At 65.0% G+C, this 13,625-nt stretch carries 11 protein-coding genes; 3 read left to right on the top strand and 8 right to left on the bottom strand.

Translation table 11 applies throughout. The annotated features are described in order from the left end of the window. Nucleotides 1-4: 4 nt before the first annotated feature. From ftsH to RBA40_RS22865, 4 genes are all read right to left on the bottom strand, one after another. Nucleotides 5-1,891 (bottom strand): ATP-dependent zinc metalloprotease FtsH, encoded by a 1,887-nt coding sequence (gene ftsH / locus RBA40_RS22880; RefSeq protein WP_306650215.1) that lies wholly within the window; start codon nt 1,889-1,891, stop codon nt 5-7. A 307-nt stretch (nt 1,892-2,198) separates the two neighbouring features. After that, nucleotides 2,199-3,044 (bottom strand): endonuclease/exonuclease/phosphatase family protein, encoded by an 846-nt coding sequence (locus RBA40_RS22875; protein ID WP_306650214.1) that lies wholly within the window; start codon nt 3,042-3,044, stop codon nt 2,199-2,201. 108 nt (nt 3,045-3,152) lie between these two features. Further along, on the bottom strand, nt 3,153-4,193 hold the full coding sequence (gene tsaD, locus RBA40_RS22870; RefSeq protein WP_306650212.1) for a tRNA (adenosine(37)-N6)-threonylcarbamoyltransferase complex transferase subunit TsaD: 1,041 nt from the start codon (nt 4,191-4,193) through the stop codon (nt 3,153-3,155). Between the two features lie 238 nt (nt 4,194-4,431). Beyond that, entirely contained in the window at nt 4,432-5,490 is a 1,059-nt protein-coding gene (locus RBA40_RS22865; protein WP_099882297.1) for a 3-deoxy-7-phosphoheptulonate synthase, read from the bottom strand. Nucleotides 5,491-5,662: 172 nt separating this feature from the next. Here RBA40_RS22865 and RBA40_RS22860 point away from each other — a divergent pair, with 172 nt between their 5' ends. Further along, a complete protein-coding gene (locus RBA40_RS22860; RefSeq protein ID WP_306650210.1) occupies nt 5,663-7,351 on the top strand; it encodes an alkaline phosphatase D family protein in 1,689 nt (562 codons plus the stop codon). Nucleotides 7,352-7,412: 61 nt separating this feature from the next. Here RBA40_RS22860 and RBA40_RS22855 read toward each other — a convergent pair whose 3' ends face one another. The 4 genes from RBA40_RS22855 to RBA40_RS22840 form a co-directional block, all read right to left on the bottom strand. Beyond that, a complete protein-coding gene (locus tag RBA40_RS22855; RefSeq protein WP_306650208.1) occupies nt 7,413-8,540 on the bottom strand; it encodes a HupE/UreJ family protein in 1,128 nt (375 codons plus the stop codon). Next, nucleotides 8,537-9,730, bottom strand: coding sequence for a tetratricopeptide repeat protein (locus tag RBA40_RS22850; protein ID WP_306650206.1), 1,194 nt, complete (start codon nt 9,728-9,730; stop codon nt 8,537-8,539). The genes RBA40_RS22855 and RBA40_RS22850 overlap by 4 nt, the downstream gene beginning before the upstream one ends. A gap of 92 nt (nt 9,731-9,822) precedes the next feature. Beyond that, nucleotides 9,823-10,065, bottom strand: coding sequence for a hypothetical protein (locus RBA40_RS22845; RefSeq protein ID WP_306650205.1), 243 nt, complete (start codon nt 10,063-10,065; stop codon nt 9,823-9,825). A 33-nt stretch (nt 10,066-10,098) separates the two neighbouring features. Then, the gene (locus RBA40_RS22840; protein WP_306650204.1) at nt 10,099-11,604 is read right to left on the bottom strand and encodes a DUF4331 domain-containing protein; all 1,506 of its coding nucleotides are present in this window, start codon (nt 11,602-11,604) and stop codon (nt 10,099-10,101) included. 119 nt (nt 11,605-11,723) lie between these two features. On the opposite strand from RBA40_RS22840, the gene ybiB reads away from it, so the two are divergent. After that, on the top strand, nt 11,724-12,713 hold the full coding sequence (gene ybiB, locus RBA40_RS22835; protein WP_306650202.1) for a DNA-binding protein YbiB: 990 nt from the start codon (nt 11,724-11,726) through the stop codon (nt 12,711-12,713). After that, nucleotides 12,697-13,485 (top strand): uroporphyrinogen-III C-methyltransferase, encoded by a 789-nt coding sequence (gene cobA, locus RBA40_RS22830; protein WP_306650200.1) that lies wholly within the window; start codon nt 12,697-12,699, stop codon nt 13,483-13,485. Before ybiB ends, cobA begins: the two co-directional genes overlap by 17 nt. The last annotated feature ends 140 nt before the right edge of the window (nt 13,486-13,625 follow it).

Raw genomic sequence — 13,625 nt, 5'->3', positions numbered from 1 at the left:
GCTCTCAGGCCGGCGGGCCGGTTGCCGCCGGAAGTGGCCTTGCCTCCAGCGCCGGCGCCGGTGGCAGGCCGGTGATCGCCAGGATATCGTGCTCGTCCAGCGTTTCCTTTTCCAGCAGCGCGCGCACCAGGGCGTCGAGCTGGGACCGGTGCTGGCGCAGCAGGCGTAGCGCGTCGGCGTGGCAGTCGTCGATGATGCGCAGTACCGCGAGGTCGATACGGCGTGCCGTTTCATCGCTGAACGGCTTCTCGCCGCCGTAGCCGATGGCGCCGCCCAGGTAGGGATTCTGGCGCGGCGCCAGCTGCACCATGCCGAGTTCGTCGCTCATGCCCCAGCGGGTGACCATGTTGCGCGCCAGCGTCGTGGCCTGCTCGATATCGTTTTCGGCGCCGGTGGTGCGGGTGCCGTACACAATCTCTTCCGCCACGCGCCCGCCCAGCATGCCCACGATGCGCGCCCGCAAGTACGCCTCGGGATAGTTATAGCGGTCCGTCTGCGGACGCTGGTACGTCACCCCCAGGGCTTGCCCGCGCGGCACAATCGTTACCCGGTGCACCGGGTCCGCGCCGGGTACGACCAGGCCCAGGATGGCGTGGCCGCTCTCGTGGTACGCAATCCGTTCGCGGTCCGCCTCGCTTAACAGGATCGGGCGCTCGGGACCGAGCACGATCTTTTCCAGCGCGTCCATGAAATCCTTTTGCCGCACGTCGGACTGCTCGCGCCGCGCGGCAAGCAGGGCCGCCTCGTTGACGAGGTTCTTCAGGTCCGCGCCGGACAGGCCCGGCGTGGCGGCCGCCAGGTCCGCCAGGCTGACGTCTTTCGACAGCGGCACCTTGCGCACATGCACGTTGAGAATTGCCTCGCGCCCGGTCTTGTCGGGCAGGTTGACGATCACGCGCCGGTCGAAGCGTCCCGGGCGCAGCAGCGCCTTGTCCAGTACATCGGGCTGGTTGGTGGCGGCGAGCACGATGATGCCTTCGCGGCTGGAGAACCCATCCATTTCGGTCAGGATCTGGTTCAGCGTCTGCTCCTGCTCGCTGGTGCCGCCAATCGCCATGGCACCGCGTGCGCGGCCGATGGAGTCGAGCTCGTCGATAAAGATGATGGCAGGCGCATGCTCGCGCGCTTGCTTGAACAAATCGCGCACGCGCGCCGCACCGACGCCGACGATCATTTCAACGAACTCGGCGGCGCTCATCGAGAAAAACGGCACGCCAGCTTCACCGGCCACGGCCCGGGCCAGCAGCGTCTTGCCGGTACCGGGCGAGCCGACCAGCAACACGCCCTTGGGCGCGGCCCCGCCAAGGCGCGTGTACTTGCCGGGATCTTTCAGGAAGTCGACCACTTCCACCAGCTCGTTTCTGGCCTCGTCGATCCCGGCCACGTCGTTGAAGGTCACGCGCGTGGCGCTTTCCTGGTCGTAGCGGCGGGCCTTGCTCTTGCCAATGCCGAAAATGGAGGCGCCCAGGCCAGCGCCGTGCTGTCCGGCGCGCCGGTACAGCCAGAAGTAAAAGCCGATCAGCAGCAAGGCCGGCCCGAATCCGTAGAGCAAGGTAGCCCAGGCACTGCCGGCCTGCAGGGATACGGCACTGATTTCGACGCGGTGGTTGATCAGAAATTGTTCCAGACCGGGATCGACGAACGCCGGCAAGGTGGTGCGAAATGCCTGTGCCGGCTTCGGTGGCACCGTGAAGAGGGGCGCGGCCGGCGCATTGCCGCCGTCCGCTTTTTTGGGCTCGGCGGGAGGCCACGTGAAAGGCGCCGCGAAACGGCCTTCGAGCACCTCGCCCCGGCTGTAAATCGCATTCACATTCCCTTTCGCCACTTCCTGCTTGAACACCGTGTAAGGAATCGTGACAGGTGTGTCCGCAGGGGGGAGAAAGGCTCTCATCACGAGATAATTGATAAGAAGAATGATCGCAAATGCGAGCCAGGTGTTGCGTGGCGGAAGCTGATTCTGCGCGGCCGTGCCGGTGCCGTCGGCCGCAGGCGCAGCCGGGCGTGATTGCAGGGGAGGACGGGAAAAATCATCGCGCTTCATAAGATGATTTGGCAACTCATCCAGCTAAAAGTTGCAGTGATCTGAAAAATATATCCGGATTTTTGCCAGTGGCCGGGCGGCAATCGCACCTTCACAAGCAGGCGCGATGGATCGCCGCGGCAGCGCCCGGCGGTGTATCACCGCCGCCAAGCCGGACTCATGCGATATCGAGCACGATCGGCTGATGATCCGAGGCCGCCGTTTCCGACTGCACTTCCACCTCGGTCACGCGCGAGGCCAGATCGTTGGTGAGGAAAAAATAGTCGAAGCAATCGGCCCGCTCCGGCCACTTGAAGCCGTGCAAACCGGCGGTGGGCGCGCGCGCGATTTCCGGATGGCGCAGGCGCCACGCGTCGACCAGCGGCAGCGCGATGCTGTCGTCCGGCGCAATCAGTTCCTGGTAGTCGGGCGAATCGGGCGTGAAGTTGAAGTCGCCGCAATAGATCGCCGAGCCCGGCCGGAATCCGAGCTGGTACGGCGGCTCCATGGTCGGGTCCGGTTGAAAGATGCGTGCCCGCTCGCACGCTTCCCAATGCAAATACTTGATGTGCCGCACCTGCGCCATGCGCTGCACCGGCGAGTAGTATTCCAGATGCGTGGTCAGCACGCGGACTTTGCCGCCGGGCGCGTCGATGACCGCCTCGATCAGCCCGCGCGGCATGCCGGCCGGACTGTTCGGATCGGGCGGCCACGGCAGCAGGTAGCGGTGCACCTGGTTGATCCGGTATTTGGAGAGCAACATATTGCCGAACTGGCGCGGCATGTTGTTTTGGTAGATTTCGCTGGTCGGTTCGATCACCGGCTGGTAGCCACCGAAGGCCCCCGCCAGCTGGCGGAACTGGTTGGCGTTGGCGTTGCCTTCGAGCTCGGCATGATTTGACGCAACTTCCTGCAAGCAAATCACATCGGGATTTAATTTGCGCAACACATCGATGATGGCATGGATGCGGATCCTGCCATCCTTGCCGCAACCCCAGTGAATATTCCAACTAACAACACGCATACAGCACCTCCGGAAAAACAGAACCGGGCGAGTTTGCCATTCTTTGGGAAAATACGGTACACGGTAGGATCGTCATTCGCGCCGAACGTTCACCGCGCGGCGGTTTTTTCAGACCACCTTGATCTCGTCGAGCGGCCAGCGCGGGCGCACATTGAAGCTGTAGTCGCGTTTGGCGGCGTTGGGATTGATCTGCAGGCGCATGGCGCCGGCGAAGGCGATCATGGCGCCGTTATCGGTGCAGAATTCCAGCTCCGGATAGAACACGCGGAATTTCTTGGCCGCGGCGGCGGCGTTGAGCGAGGCGCGCAGCTGCGCGTTGGCGCCCACGCCCCCGGCGATCACCAGGCGCTTCAAGCCCGTGTGGCGCAGCGCGCTGACGCACTTGGCGGTCAAGACATCGACGATGGCATCGACGAAGCCGCGCGCGATGTTGGCCTTGTCCTGTTCGCAGATATTGGCGATGACTTTTTCGTCGTGGTTCTTCACCACCGTCAGCACCGCCGTTTTCAGGCCCGAGAAGCTGAAGTTGAAGTCCTTCGAGTGCAGCATAGGGCGCGGCAGCTTGTAGGCCAGCGGATCGCCGAATTCGGCCAGGCGCGAAATCGCCGGGCCGCCGGGGTAGCCCAGGCCGAGCAGCTTGGCCGACTTGTCGAAGGCTTCGCCGGCGGCGTCATCCAAGGTTTCGCCGAGCAGGGTGTACTGGCCGACGCCGTCGACCCGCATCAGCTGCGTGTGGCCGCCCGAGACCAGCAGCGCGATGAACGGGAACTGCGGCGGATCGCTCGCCAGCAGCGGCGAGAGCAGGTGGCCTTCGAGGTGATGCACGCCGAGCACCGGCTTGTCGAGCGCAAGTCCGAGGCTGCATGCGATCGACGAGCCGACCAGCAGCGCGCCGGCCAGGCCCGGGCCCTGGGTGTAGGCGATGGCGTCGATGTCGGCCATGGCCACGCCAGCGCGGGACAGGGTTTCTTCGAGCAGGGGGATGGCGCGCCGGATATGGTCGCGCGAGGCCAGTTCGGGTACCACCCCGCCGTACTCTTCATGCATGGCGACCTGCGAATGCAGGGCGTGGGAGAGCAAGCCGCGTTGCGTGTCGTACAACGCAAGGCCGGTTTCATCGCAGGAGGATTCGACGCCGAGAACAATCATGGAGGGTGCGGAAGATAAGAGGGAATGCGCCATTGTAAAGCACCGGGTGTGCCGTCGCGAACCACGTCGTGACACGTCGAACCGTCGTTCCCGGCCTCGGCGGCCCCCTTGGCGGGAACCCAAGTTCGTAGCGCAGTTGACGGCTGATCGAAAGACTTGGGTTCGCGCCGAGTGCCGCCTTGGCGCGGGAAGTCGTTTCTGCCAATGGCAGGAACGACGGTTTTGAGGGTGTTGGTACTTAAGGGCGCTGCAACAGCTCCGCGTGCGCGGCACGCAGCATCTTCTCGGTCGCATCCCAATCGATGCAGCCGTCGGTCACCGAGCAGCCATACTTCAACTGCGACAAATCCGCCGGAATTTTCTGGTTCCCGCCCACGATGTTCGATTCGATCATCACACCGACCAGCGACTTGTTGCCGTGACGGATCTGCTGCACCACGTCCGACATCACCAGCGGCTGCAGTTCCGGCTTCTTGTAGCTGTTCGCGTGCGAGCAATCGACCACCAGGTTGGCCGGCAGCTTGGCTTTTTCCAGCGCCTGCTCCGCAATCGCGATCGACACCGAATCGTAATTCGGACGCCCATCGCCGCCGCGCAGCACCACGTGCCCGTAGGCGTTGCCGCTGGTGCGCACGATCGATACCGTGCCCTGGCCGTTAATGCCCAGGAAGGAGTGCGGATGCGCCGACGACAAGATGGCGTTGATCGCGATGCTGATATCGCCGTCGGTACCATTCTTGAAGCCGACCGGCGTCGACAAGCCCGACGACATTTCGCGGTGCGTCTGCGATTCGGTGGTGCGTGCGCCGATCGCGGTCCAGGCGATCAGGTCGCCCAGGTATTGCGGCGAAATCGGATCGAGCGCCTCGGTGGCGGTGGGCAGGCCCAGTTCGCATACGTCGAGCAGGAACTGGCGCGCCTTTTCCATGCCTTCGTCGACGCGGAAGGAATCGTCCATGTGCGGGTCGTTGATATACCCCTTCCAGCCGGTCGTGGTGCGCGGCTTCTCGAAATACACGCGCATCACCAGCAGCATGGTGTCGGCCACGTCGGCCTGCAGCGCCTTGAGGCGGCGCGCATAGTCGATGCCGGCCACCGGGTCGTGGATCGAGCATGGCCCGACGACGACGAACAGGCGCTTGTCCTTGCGGTCGATGATGTCGCGCAGCGCGGCGCGGCCCTGCATGACCGTGGCAAACGCGCTGTCGGTCAATGGAAGGCGCTTGTGCAGCTCTTCCGGGGTCGGCATGGTCGCGAACGACGTGACGTTGGTGTTTTCGATGTCTGGAGTAGTAATCATGAAGGCTGCTTTTTCTCGTGTTTTACGGCGTGGATACAGGAGTTTAGCCCGAATCGGGCCTTCTTGCATCGCTGGCATCAAAAGCTGGCCGATTACGGCACATTGTCATCGGCGAGTCATGCCGATCATTTAAGCTTGCCGGCTTCTCAACTCTTTATAGCGAGCTGCCATGACCCAACCGAATTCCCGCCGCAAGTTCCTTCGCAATCTCTCGCTCGGGACTGTCGCGGCGTCCGGCGTCGCACTGGCCGGCTGCGGCGGCAGCGATGGCGGCGACAGCGATGTCCGCTTCGCGCATGGCGTGGCCAGCGGCGATCCGATGAGCGACCGCGTCATCCTCTGGACCCGCATCAGCACCGCCGCCAGCGGCGATATCGAGGTCAAATGGGAACTCGCCGTGGACAGCGGCTTCGCCGTCATGGCCGCCACCGGCACCACCACCACCGGCCCCGCGCGCGACTACACCGTCAAGGTCGACGCGACCGGCCTGGCCGCCGACCGCGCCTATTTCTACCGTTTCATCGCATACGGAATTGTTTCGCCGGTCGGCCGCACCAAGACCCTCGGCACGGGCAACCTGGCGCAGGTCAAGCTGGCCGTGTTCAGCTGCACCAACTACCCGGCCGGCTACTTCCACGTCTACGCCGAAGCGGCAAAGCTGAACGACATCGACGCCGCCATCCACCTGGGCGACTACATCTACGAATACGCCAAGGACGGTTACGCCGCCAAGGACGCCGAGGCGATGGGCCGGGTATCGGTGCCGGCCAACGAGATCGTCACCCTGAGCGACTACCGCCGCCGCTACGCCCAGTACCGCGCCGACAAGGACCTGCAGGCGATCCACGCGCGCATGCCCTTCATCACCGTGTGGGACGACCACGAACTGGCCAACAACACCTGGCGCGAAGGCGCGGAAAACCACGACCCGGCCACCGAAGGCCTGTTCCTGGCGCGCCGCCAGATGGCGATCCAGGCATACAACGAATGGATGCCGATCCGCCTGCCCGACGCCAGCAAGCCTGACCGCATCTACCGTTCCTTCGACTTCGGCAACCTGCTCTCGCTGCACATGCTCGATACGCGCCTCATCGGCCGCGACAAGCAGCTTGGCTATGCCAGCTACGTCGGCGCCGGCGGCGCCTTCAATGGCGCCAGCTTTGCCGCCGCCGTTGGCGATCCGGCGCGCCAGCTGATGGGCGCCGACCAGGCCACCTGGCTCAAAGGCCAGATGAGCAAATCGAGCGCCACCTGGCAGATGCTGGGCCAGCAGGTGCTGATGGCGCGCATGAACCTGCCGGCGCCGCTGGTCTTGGGCGCGATCGGCTTCAGCGCCTACGTCGCACTGGTGGCAAAGGCGCAGAGCGCGCCAACGACCTTGACGCTGGCCGAGCAACAGATCCTGGCCCAGCCATCGGTGCCGTACAACCTCGATGCGTGGGACGGCTACCAGGCCGCGCGCGAAACCGTGCTGGCCACGGCCAGGGCGCTGAACAAGAACCTGGTGGTGCTGGCCGGCGACACGCACAACGCGTGGGCCAGCGACCTGGCCGATATGAACGGACACGCGGTCGGGGTGGAGTTCGGGGTGCCGTCGGTGACGTCGCCGGGCTTTGAAGAGATCTTCAAGAACGAAGATCCGGCGCAGGTGGCGGCGGGCCTGGAACAGATCATCGGGCCGCTGGTGTATGGGGAAACGAAGTCGCGCGGCTTCATGGTGGTGTCGGTGACGCCGACCGAAACGCGCGCCGAGTACCGCTACGTCAGCACGGTCAAGTCGACCAGCTACACCGTCGTTGCCGGAAAGGTCCTCAAGACGCTGCCGGGCGCCGCCAACCGCAAGCTGATCGCGGTGTAAAAAAGGAGGACGGGGCGCACGGTGGAATGCGGCTCCGTCCCCAAAACCACGCACTTACTCTTTACACGGGCAGCACTTTCATATCGAAAGCGCGCTCGAACAGCCATACGGCAGCGATCAATGCGATGACGACCGAGCCGGTGGTCATCAACTGGCGGTAGAACCAGGTGCGGCGCGTCAGGTAAGCCAGCGGCAGGAAGACGGCCACAATGGCCAGCTGCCCCAGTTCCACGCCCACGTTAAAGCCGGCCAGGCTTAACACCAGCGCACCTTGCGGCAGGCCCAGGTCGGCCAGCACGCCGGCAAAGCCGAAGCCGTGAATCAGCCCGAACACGAACGCCGCCAGCGGGCGCCGTCCGCGAAACAGCGAGACGATATTGTTCACCGCCGCCAGCACCACCGAGGCCGCGATCGCCGACTCCACCCAGCGCGAGGGCAGCGCCAGCACCTGCAGGCTGGCCAGGGTCAGGGTCAGCGAGTGCGCCAGCGTGAACGCGGTCACCACCTTGAGCACATCGATAAAGGCCGCCCTGAGGGTCTGGTCCTGCTTCATGGCGATTGGCGCGAGCACCGCCGGCAGCAGCAGCGAAAGCAGGAACAGGATGTGATCGAAGCCGATCCAGATATGCCACACGCCGTGCCTGACGTAGTCGGCGAACTGGGCAAGCTTGCCGGGCGCGCGGAGCAGCAGCTCCTGGCGCGCCGCTTCCGGGCTGAAAATGGCGGTCGAGGTCACGCCGTCGTGCTCCAGCTTCACCAGCCCCTTGTGCTGAGGATCGAGGTCGGCGAAGAGGCGGTAGCCAACGCCGAGCGCCGCGCCACCCGTTGCGCAGGTGGCGCGAAAGCGCAGCACCGTGTAGGCGCCGTCGGTGTGCTGGTCGATCAGCTGCTCGCCGGCCACGATGGGGCAGGCCGCGTCGCCGCTGGTGAGCGCAAGACGCGCCAGCGCGTAGTTGGCGATGGCGGCGTGCTGGCCGCGGATTTCATCCCAGGTCAGGTCGCCGTCGCCGTTCTGGTCGAGGTTCAGGGCAAAATCGAGGTCGCGCAGGGCGATGTCCCACTGGCCGTCGACCTGCTGGCCGGCGACCTTGAGGGTCAGGTAGCTGTCGCTCGGCTTGTGTGCGCGCGCCGGAGCGGCCACCAGCACCAGCGCCAACATCAGCAGGCCAATGAGGTAGCGGCCCATCATGCGCCCGCCTTGATCTGCCTGACCAGGCGCGCCACGGCCACGTCTTCCACCGCATGTTCTGCCACCCAATCGATGACCGGTGCGGCGGCGGCCTTGTCGCCGGCCTTGGCGGCAGCTTCGAGCAGCACGCGCATGTCGGCCGATTCCTTCTGCACCGCCCAGTTTTGCAGCGCCAGCGCCAGCGCGGTTTTGGCGTCGCCGCGGATGTGCAGCTCGTAGCGCGCCTGTTCGCGCTGGTGGACGGTGTCGCCGCGCCGCATGGCGGCGTCGAAGCGCGCCTTGAGTTCGGCGTCGGCATTGCGCAGCGCATCGCCGGCCGCGCCGTTTTGGCGCAGGGCCAGCGCATGGCGCAGCAGCAGGCCGTCGATGCGGGTGTGGTCCTTGACCAGCGCGATCACGTCGGGCGCGCGCTGCTGATCGAGCAGGAAGTCGGCGTAGGCGCCGAGCAGGTAGCTGTCGCGCGCATCGAGCGCCAGCGCGCGCTTGAAGCGTACTTCGGCGACTTTGGCGTCGCCGCGGCGCTGCGCCATTTCGCCGAGCAGGGTCAGGACCCAGACCTGCATGCCGGCGTCGGCGTCCTGGTTGCGGCGCAGGGTGAGGTCGAGCAGGGCTTCGCTCTTGGCCGAGCGTCCGGTCACGGTGCCGACGTTGGCCACGCAGGTGATCGTCACCAGTTCGGTCGACAGCGACGACAGGCGGGCGCAGCTTGCGGTGGCGGCCTCGTAGTCGCCGCGCACTGTTTGCACGATGGCGCGCGTGAGCCAGGCTTGCGAATTTTTAGGGTCGGCGGCGACGATGGCATCGAGGTCGCGCAGCGCTTCGGCGAAGTGGTGGGTACTTTGCAGCAGGATGGCGCGCAGCAGGCGCACCTCGGGCGGGGGCGCCGCCATCGCCCACCACGGCGCCAGCGCAGCTTGCGCGTAGCCGAAGTAGCGTGGATCGGTTTCCTGGCGCGCCACCGTGATGTAGCGCTGCGCGGTGCGCGTGGCCAGCGCCAGATCCCTGGGGCTGGCGGCCAGTTGCGCGCGCAGGGCTGCCAGCTCGCGCTGGGCCGGGTCGGCGCGGCGCGGCAGGCGTTCGACCACGGTGCTGCCGCTGGCGGGAATGTAGGGCGCGGCGTGGACGGCCGGTACAGCGAGCGCGTATAGCAGCAGCGCCGGCACGGCAATGCGAGCGAATCGATTCGGCATGATGTGTTCTCAGTGCGTGAGAAGGTTTTCTGTTTTTTTGGGTACGGCACCGGCCGGGAAGCACGCCTCCCGGCCGGATTGACTACAGGTGCTTACAACGCCGACGGTTCCGCGTCTTCTGGCGCGGTGCTGGCGATGGCGTCGATGCTGGTCGCCTCGCTATCGTCGGGCATGGCCGCCACGGTGGTCTTCACCGAGTTGTAGAAGGCATCGGCGACCGGCCCCGTGGGTGGCGGCGGCGGTGGCGTCGGCACTTCCGGCGGGGACGAGGTGCGGGTATCGCTGCCGCACGCCGTCAGCAGCAGCAAGGCACAGATCAGGCTCAGTTTTTTCATGGTGCTCTCCGGTTCATGTGATTGCGGCGGCCATTACTTCTGTGGGGAACCCGGAATCGGCGATTTGAGGTACGGGAAGCTGGCGTTGACCATGCTCTCGTCCAGATACGCGCCGTCGGTGAAGCGCAGTGCGCCGGCCGGTGCATCGGCAGGTGCGCAGCCGATATTGATGGTGCACAGCTTGCCCATGACGACGCGCAGCGCCACGTCGACCACATCGTCGCCCGGACGGCGGCCGTTCGGAAAGCCCGCGTTGTCGCCTTCAATTACGCCGAGGCGTTTTTGCGCGCCCGGGGCGGTCGGTGCGATCGAGGTGTTCAGGCGCAGCATTTCCGAGGCGGTGACGGTCTTCGGCTGGTTCACGCCCTTGATCCCGGTGAGGAAGGTGGCGACCAGGTCGGCCCGCGGGAAGTTGGTCGGGGCCTTGGCGCCGGCGCTGCCGTACAGGATTTCGACCAGCGCAGGCAGGGTCGGATTGGTGACGTAGTCGGCGAACTGGCCGTCGGCCGATGGCTTGCTGTGGTTGAAGCGGTCCTTGTCCTTCAGGCCGATGACGACTTCGTTCACCAGCGGCATGCCCAGGCGCGATACCTGGACCCAGGCGCCGCCTTCCTTCGAGACGTCGGCGTCGGACTTCGGCGTCGGGTTGATCAGGCGGCCCTGGCGCAGGCTGGCCGTGGTCCAGCCGCCGATGACCGGATCGCCCGCGCTGGCGCTGACCAGGCACGACGTCGGCACTTCCATGCTCAGGGTCGTCACGTTCTTGTCGGCCAAATCATCCTTCGCGCCTTTTTCGGCGTTGGCGCTGAACTCGACGGCCGGCGCCTTGATGTTAATCAGGTCGAACGTTTCGCCGAGGTTGACGACGAACGGATCCTTGCGCTGGCCGACGAACAACTTGGCCGGCGCCGGGCAGCCGGGGATGGTGACGTTGTAGAGATGCTTGGCAGCGTAGGCGTCGTAATTGGCGATCGACTTGGTGCCGATGTTGTCCAGGGGCTTGTCGAAGGCGGTGTGGCCGCTGTCGGCGTTGACCACCATGGCGCGGGTGCCGCTGCGGCGGTCGCCGCGCACCACGGTGACGGTGAAGGTTTCGCGCACATTGGCGCCGGCGGCATTGGTGTCGGCGATCGGGCCGCCATTGATCACGAGGGGAATCGATACCTTTTTACCGCCCACGGTCAGCTGCGTGTCTTTATTGGTATTCTTGAAGCGGAACTGGAAGGTGAGGTCTTCCCTGGCGTCGCCATTATTATCGACATGAATTTCGTAGAGCGCGTCCGGGTCCATCATGAAGTAATTCGGGCCGCCGTAGGCATCCTGCAGCGGGACATAATTGGCGATCAGCGTTGTAAAATCGCTGCGGCCCGGCTGGTAGCTGCGGAACATGTAGAAGTCGGTGGCATCGATCTTCGGATTGCGCGTAATGAACGGCGCTTCCCGGTGGCTCGATGCGTTCGCCATCGGCACGAATGCGCAGGCCAGCAGGTTTCCCGCCAGGACCGCGCCGATAGTCGCCCGTAGTCTCATCTGTTTCATGTTTCTCTCCTCGTTATAGGGTTCACACTGATGTGCATGCAGATATACGCGGCGTTACCGTCGCCGGATTCACTTTATGCCAAATAATTTTTTCGTAGAGGAGTGTTAAGCTGGAACCCATGAACAAAACAACCGAACCATTCCTCGCCGCCACTTTTATAAAAGAAATCGGACGCGGCAAAAAAGGAGCGCGTAGCATGACGCGCGAAAATGCGCATGCGCTGTATGAAGCGATGCTCGACGGCAGGGTGTCCGACCTGGAGCTGGGCGGCATTTTGCTGGCGATGCGCATCAAGGGCGAGTCGGTGGAAGAGATCGCCGGTTTCCTCGATGCGGGCGAGGCCTCGTTCGCGCCGCTGGCCGCGCCGGCGGGCATGTATGCGCCGGTGCTCATCCCCAGCTACAACGGTGCGCGCAAGTTGGCCAACCTGACCCCGCTGCTGGCGCTGCTGCTGGCGCGCGAAGGCGTGCCGGTGCTGGTGCATGGTGTGAGCAGCGATCCCGGGCGGGTGACCACGGCCGAGATTTTCGCCGAGATGGGTATCGGGCCGGCCGCTTGCGCCGACGATGTGCAGGCCGCGTTTGCAGCCGGCAAGCCCGCCTTCATGCCGATCGAGACGCTGGCGCCGAAGATGGCGCAGTTGCTGTCGCTGCGCCGCATTCTGGGCGTGCGCAACTCGACCCATACCCTGGTCAAGATTTTGCAACCGTTTGCCGCGCCGGCGCTGCGGCTGGTCTCGTACACGCATCCGGAATACCTGGAGATGCTCGGCCAATACTTCACGACCATCGCGCGCGAAGGGCGGGGCGACGCCTTCCTGATGCGCGGCACCGAAGGCGAAACGGTGGCCAATGCTAACCGGGCGCAGCAGATCGACTGGTTCCACGGCTTTGAACGCACCGTCCTGGTGCAGCGCGATGCACCAACGGATGACGTGGCCGAGGGACCGGCCGAGCGCGACGGCGCCACCACGGCAGCCTGGATTGCCCGCGCTCTGGAGGGTGGCGTGGCCGTTCCGGCGTCGATTACCGAACAAGTGGCACAGTGCTTGCTAGTTTCAAAGTCAATACAGGCAAACACGGGTGCGCATCATGGAGAACAACGGTAAGGTTTATCTGGTCGGGGCCGGTCCGGGCGACCCGGAGCTGCTGACCTTGAAAGCGGTGAAGGCGATTGCGGCGGCCGATGTGCTGCTGGTGGATGACCTGGTCAACCTGGCGATCCTGGAGCACGCCTCGCCGTCGGCGCGTATTGTGCCCGTTGGCAAGCGCGGCGGTTGCCAGTCGACGCCGCAGGCATTCATCGAACGCTTGATGGTGACCGAGGCGCGGGCCGGGCGCAAGGTAGTGCGGCTCAAGGGGGGCGATCCCTTCATTTTCGGGCGTGGCGGCGAAGAGCGCGCGCATCTGATGGCGGAGGGCATCGCGGTCGAGGTCATCAACGGCATCAGCAGCGGGCTGGCGGCGCCATCGTCGATCGGTGTGCCGCTGACGCACCGCGACTGGAGTTCGGGTGCCATCTTCGTGACGGGGCATGAGCGTGGCGACGAGCCCGGCAGCGCCCGCACGCCGGACTGGGCCTTGCTGGCGCAGACCGGGCTGACGCTGGTGATCTACATGGGCGTGGCGCGCTGCCGGCAGATCCAGGCGGCGCTGCTGGCGGGCGGCAAGGCGGGTGCGACGCCGGTAGCCGTGATTCATTCGGCGACCGGGGCGGGGCAGACGCAACTGCTGACGACCCTGGCCGACCTGGCGGACGACCTCGCCGTGTCCGGGCTGGGCAGTCCCAGCATCATCGTGATCGGCGACGTGGTGCGCTGCGCCGACAGCGCGGTCCAGCACGTCCAGGCGCTGGGTCCAGCCAGTGTAAAAATTTCCTAAGCAGGGTCGGAGATCCCGCCAGACCTACCGGCGTCAAAGTCCTACAACCGGGGTCAGAGCTTTAATTAGCAATAAAAGTGTTGCTAGTCAGAGCTCTGACCCTGGTTGTAGGATTTTCTACCGCTGGTTCAGGCACTTGG

This window comes from Massilia pseudoviolaceinigra (genome assembly GCF_030846505.1).
Lineage (GTDB): Bacteria > Pseudomonadota > Gammaproteobacteria > Burkholderiales > Burkholderiaceae_D > Telluria_A > Telluria_A violaceinigra.
This window is presented reverse-complemented; position numbering and strand designations above follow the sequence as displayed.